Here is a 4,944-nt window from a genome sequence, read left to right on the forward strand (position 1 = left end):
CGATCCATGCCGCGGTCGTGGTGGCGGTCCGGGCCACGGTCCAGGCCACGTTCGGGGCCTCGCTCGGGGACACGGTCCAAGCCTCGCGGGCCTCGGGCCGGCGGCTCGGCCAGGCTGCGCGGCATTTCGGGGGCGCGGGGCGGGGTGCCGCGGTTGAGGTCCGGGTCGCGGCTCGGCTCGCCCAGCGTGCGGGGCATCTCGGCGGATCCGCGGTCAGGTTCGTCGCGGCTGCGGCGGCGGCCGAAACCGCTGGTCGGGGCGGCAGGCAGCGGGTAGGCGGCACCGACGCCGAAGCTGCCGGAGGCCGGCTCGCCGTTGGCGGGGACGTCGTCGGCGTAGCGGCCACGGCGCGGGGTGGTCGGTGGCGGGGGTGCGGCGGGTGCGCTGGCGGGCCGGGACGCGCCGTCGTAGCGGATCGGCAGCGGCACGGCGGCGCTGGCACCCGTCGCCGGGGCACCGTAGTCGGTGACCGGGAGGGGCCGGGCGGCGTCGTCGTGGCGGTTGCGGCGGGGCGGCTCGTCCGGCGGGGTCGCGTGCCGGCTGGGCGGTTCCTGGCGGGCGCCGGCGTCGTAGGCCGGGTACGGGTTGGCCTGACCCGGGGTCTCGTACGGGTTTCGGCGGGCCTCGTACGCGCCGCGGCCGGGAGCGTCGTAGGGCGGTGTGCCGGTGCCGGCGTCATACGGGTTGGTGCGGGTGCCGGTGTCGTACGGGTTCGGCTGGCTGCCGTTGCCGTACGGGTTGGCCTGGTTGCCGTTGCCGTATGGATTCGGGCGGGTGCCGGCATCGTAGGGGTTCGCGCGGACGCCGGTGTCGTACGGGTTAGCGCGGTTTCCGGCGTCGTACGGATTAGCGCCGTTGCCGGCGTCGTACGGGTTAGCGCTGTTGCCGGCGTCATAGGGGTTGGCGCCGTTGCCGGCGCCGTAGGGGTTCGCGCGGACGCCGGTGTCGTACGGATTCGCCCCGTTGCCTGCGCCGTACGGGTTCGCGCGGTTGGCGGCGTCGTAGGGGTTGGCGCGGGTGCCGGTGTCGTACGGGTTCGCGCCCGGGGTGTCGAAGGGCGTGGTGCGGCCGGGGGTGTCGTACTGGGTCGGCGGCGGCGTCTCGTACGGCGTCGCGGACAGGGCGCGCCGGCCCGTCGAGGCGGAGTCGTGCCGGCCGGTGGCGTCGGCGCCATGGCGGGACTGGCCCTGGTTCCAGGTGGGGGCCTCGGCGGCGGCCGAACCGTTGGGGTACATCTGGATGTTGCCGGTGTCGGTGTGTCCGGCCCAGCCGTCCGATTCCGGGCGCCCGGTCCACCCCGTACCGCCGAAATTGCGTGCCCCACCATCGGGAGCCCGCCGCCGGCCGGCCGGGGGTGACCCATCGCCCGGCTCGGTGCCGCGACGCCAGGCGGCGCGGTCATCCTCGCGCACCATGTGCCGGCCGTCGTCGCGCGACGACTGCCAGCTCGGCGTCTGCTGCTGCTGGGCGGGGTCTTCCATGCGCAGCCAGCTCGATATCGACTCGGAGTCCTGCCGGCCGGCGTGGCTGGCGGAGCGGGCGCCGGACGTGTCGTTCCAGGTCGCGGTGCCCTCGATGGCGTCGCGTTGCCAGGCGGGCCGGCCGTTCGAACCCCAGGACGGCGGGTCGGGCGTGCCCCCGTTGTCGACCAGCTGCTGCCAGGACGGCTGGCTCTCGGCCGGTTGACGCGGTGCGGGCTGCTGCCAGCTGGGCGTGGACGGCTCCTGCTGCCAGGTCGAGGCCGGCTGCTCCTGTTGCCAGCTCGAGGCCGGCTGCTCCTGTTGCCAGCTCGGGGCCGGCTGCTCCTGTTGCCAGCTCGGGGCCGGCTGCTCCTGTTGCCAGCTCGGAGCCGCCTGCTCCTGTTGCCAGCTCGGGGCTTCTTGCCGCCAGCTGGAGCCTTCCTGCTGCCAGCTGGAGCCTTCCTGCTGCCAGCTGGAGCCTTCCTGCTGCCAGCTCGGGGTCGAGGGCTCCTGGGTCTGCCAGCTCGTCGACGGGTCTTGTGTCTGCCAGCTCGTCGACGGCTCGGATTCGGACGACGGCGAGGTGAACTGCTGCCAGGACGGCCGGGAGCCGTTGTCGCCGGTGGTGGAGCCGACCTGGTCGGAGCCGGGCGGGGTCCAGGCGGTGCTGGACAGGGCCGGCTGCGAGGTGGGCGTCTCGGCCTGCGGCGGGTAGTTGCTGTTGCCGCCGGTCTGCCAGGCCTCGGTGGTGGAGCGCCAGCCGTGTGATCCGGTCGTGGAACGCCACTCGGTGGTCTGCCGCCAGCGGGCGCCGGTCGCGCGCCACTCGGCGGTCTCGCTGCGCCAACCGACGCCGTCGGCCGGAAACGCGGTGCGGCCGGTGGAGGCGACCTCGGACCATCGGTTGGCCGGCTCGACCGCGTTGCTCTGGTCGGAGTCCGCCTGCTGAGCCCAGTCGTCGGCCCGCTGCTGCCAGGCGAGAGCCTCGGCGCTGGGCTGCATGCTCCCGGTGTCGGTCAATGACGCCCATTTGGGCTCAGGCTCGGCGAAATCAGAACGTTCCGGACTTTGGGAAGACCATGGCTGGCCCGCGCGCCGGTCTCGCGGCATGCGGGCGCCGTAGTCCCATTCCCGTTGGTCCACCTGAAAACTGTGACGTGCGCGAGTCCGAACCGCAACGCCTCCGGGCGATGGCTTGCTCACGCCGGGCAGCTTTTTCGCTCTCCACAGGTGGGGACGGTGAAATAGCTGCTGGATAAGGGCTATCTAGGCCATCTCGAAAAGTTGTGCACAGGCTGTGCACAGGGCTGCCCACAGGATGTGCCGTGATGTCCACAAGTTGTCCCGAGGCTCGTCCACCGGCGTAGTTGGGCAGGTGGGGGCCGGGTTCGTAGAGTGATGCCGCCGCGCGTGCGGTCTTGATCACGTTAATTTCCCCGATCATGGCGCGGGTTCAGCCAAAAGTGTCATACCCAGGCTGTTTGATCACGGCAAGCACGTACGCCGAGCGGAGGAGGAACCGGGTGTCGATCACTGACGACACGCGGCCGGAGTCACGGCCGCCGGCTCAGCCGTCCGCCGGCGGCCCGCCGCGCAACGGGGGGTCGGGTGGTGGCGGCACCGGTGGCGACGGCCCGGGCTCGGGCGGCGGCTCGTTCGACAAGTCACCCCCGCAGGACGTGGCCGCTGAGCAGGGCGTACTCGGTGGCATGCTGCTCTCCAAGGACGCCATCGCCGATGTGGTCGAGATCCTCAAGCCACATGATTTCTATCGGCCGGTGCACGCCACGATCTTTGACGTCATTCTTGACCTGTACGGGCGGGGCGAACCGGCCGATGCGCTGACCGTGGCGGCCGCGCTGGCCGACTCGGGTGATCTGCAACGCATCGGCGGCGTTCCCTACCTGCACACGCTGATCGAGAGCGTGCCCACCGCGGCCAACGCCTCTTATTACGCGCGCATCGTCTCGGAGCGGGCCATCCTGCGCCGCCTGGTCGAGGCGGGCACCAAGATCGTTCAGCTCGGGTACGGCTCGGGCGGCCACGGTGGACGTGATGTCGATGACATCGTCGACCTGGCGCAGCAGGCGATCTACGACGTCACCGAGAAGCGGGTGAGCGAGGACTTCGCCGCTCTCGGTGACATGCTGCAACCCACGCTCGACGAGATCGAGGCGGTCGGCGCCCAGGGCGGCGTGATGACCGGCGTGCCGACCGGTTTCTCCGATTTGGACCGTCTGCTCAACGGCCTGCACCCCGGTCAGCTGATCATCGTGGCGGGCCGGCCCGGTCTCGGTAAGTCGACCGTGAGCATGGACTTCGCCCGCAACGCAGCCATTCGCAGCAATTGCGCGAGCGCCATCTTCTCGCTCGAAATGAGCAAAATCGAGATGGTGATGCGTCTGCTCTCGGCCGAGGCCCGGGTGCCGCTGCACGTGCTGCGCTCCGGCCAGCTCACCGACGACGACTGGAGCAAACTGGCTCGCCGGATGGGCGAGATCAGCGAGGCCCCGATCTTCGTCGACGACACCCCGAGCATGAACCTCATGGAGATCCGCGCCAAGGCCCGCCGCCTCAAACAGCGCCACGACCTTAAACTCCTGGTCATCGACTATCTCCAGCTGATGACCTCACCGAAACGCACCGAAAGCCGCCAGCAGGAGGTCGCCGACCTGTCCCGTGGCCTCAAGCTCCTGGCCAAAGAGATCGAGTGCCCGGTGATCGCCGTCTCCCAGCTGAACCGTGGCCCCGAGCAGCGCACCGACAAGCGCCCCCAACTCTCCGACCTGCGCGAATCCGGCTCCATCGAACAGGACGCCGACGTCGTGATCCTGCTCCACCGCGACGACTACTACGACAAGGAGTCCCCCCGGGCCGGTGAGGCCGACTTCATCGTGGCCAAGCACCGTAACGGCCCCACCGACACGGTGACGGTGGCCGCGCAGCTGCACCTGTCCCGCTTCGTCGACATGGCAATCGTCTAAAGCAGACAAATCGGGAAGCGCGGCGTGCGGCGCCGCGCCTTCAGCGGATGGTCCGTTGCGGCGTGGCGATCCCTGGTGGCGACTCATTGGTCGCTTGGCCCGGCCGCCACCCGCTCGGCGGCCGCACGGCGTCGCGCCACCTGGCGTCGCCCCTTCCGTCGCTGTCTGTTGCCGATGTCCTTGCCGCCGCCAGACAGCTTCCGGTTCGAGGTCTGCGCGCATCCGGCCTGGTGGCGGTCCTGCTCGGGGTGCCGCCCTCCCAGCCGCGCATCCCGGGTCGCATGACTACGGCTCCGAGGCGGCTGCCCGAGCCGCCGTATCGGTCCGGCCCTCGCAGAGCCCAACACCACCCGCCCCGCGATCATCACCGCAGCGGCTACGCACTCAAGCCAAGATCCACGGCGAGTTCCTCGGCAAGGCGGCGCGGATTCCTCGGCAAGGCGGCGCGGATTCCTCGGCAAGGCGGCGCGGATTCCTCGGCAAGGCGGCGCGGATTCCTC

At 71.0% G+C, this 4,944-nt stretch carries 1 protein-coding gene and 1 pseudogene; one reads left to right on the top strand and one right to left on the bottom strand.

Going from position 1 to position 4,944, the window contains the following annotated elements:
* Positions 1 to 2,480 (bottom strand): annotated as a pseudogene (locus tag Ari01nite_RS19700) (hypothetical protein); the annotation flags it as partial.
* Positions 2,481 to 2,983: 503 nt separating this feature from the next.
* Between Ari01nite_RS19700 and dnaB the strand changes: the two are divergent.
* On the top strand, positions 2,984 to 4,444 hold the full coding sequence (gene dnaB, locus Ari01nite_RS19705) for a replicative DNA helicase (RefSeq protein ID WP_203782738.1): 1,461 nt from the start codon (positions 2,984 to 2,986) through the stop codon (positions 4,442 to 4,444).
* Positions 4,445 to 4,944: the final 500 nt, after the last annotated feature.

The organism is Paractinoplanes rishiriensis (assembly GCF_016862375.1).
GTDB classification, from domain to species: Bacteria; Actinomycetota; Actinomycetes; order Mycobacteriales; family Micromonosporaceae; genus Actinoplanes; species Actinoplanes rishiriensis.